Source organism: Ideonella sp. P3_A4, from assembly GCF_056403075.1.
In genome coordinates this window covers 1-768 of record NZ_JBFUGE010001252.1, presented here as the reverse complement: position 1 = coordinate 768, position 768 = coordinate 1, and the positions used below count along the sequence as shown (strand labels likewise).

1 protein-coding gene is annotated in these 768 nt (G+C 58.5%); it reads right to left on the bottom strand.

Going from position 1 to position 768, the window contains the following annotated elements:
* Positions 1-768: hypothetical protein (locus AC1DYI_RS37385; protein ID WP_477209105.1), on the bottom strand; the 768-nt coding region annotated here is incomplete at both ends.

Sequence of the window (768 nt, the reverse complement as noted above, 5' to 3'; positions counted from 1 at the left end):
GGTCAGGTAGTATTTGTCGTCTCCGTCGAGGAGTGGCTTCTTTCCGGAAATGGTTGTTCCCCCGCCGTTCAAAAGGTCTGAAGACAGGTTGATGTCGCCAAGGAACGAGCCGGAAAGGGCTCCGTTCGCTTTGCATGAAAGATCAGCAAGCTGCCCAAGGGCCAAGCCGTTTTCGACCCATCCGCCAACAGTTTCGCCAAAAATTCCTTGAAGGAAAGAAGGCGGAGCGGGCAATCGCGAGCGGATATCTCCCATCGCATCATTTGCACCGCGCGGCTGATCAGGCTGAAAAATCGTCGAGCCGTCGCCGCGACGAATCCGTATTCCTCCCTTAGTCTTCTCGTATTGCTGTTCAGGATTCGGTTCCTTGGCGTCATCTGCGAAGAAGCCACCTTCCGCTGGCACTATGCCCAAGGAATTGCCAAAGAAACCCGACGAATCTGCAGAGCCAGAAGTCGGGACAAGCCCACCACCAAAGCCTGCGCCGCGGTGCCGGATAGACGCGCTTGCCAACCACTCCTGATCACTGGGCGATTCGGAGCTGCCAGGGCTTGCCTTGATCCGCGCGACGTTTTGCGCCCAGGCCTCGTCGTCTTGCGCTGACTTTTCGTAGCGCAGGAGCCGATCCCACTCGGCATCCGACTGATCAGGCGCGTTGCTCCAGTCGACGCCGMTCGACTGCATCGAGTCTGCGATGGAGCTGCCCAACGCATTGCCAAACGCATCGGTTGCCACTTGCTTCAACGAGAACGTGCCGCCGCGGACGGC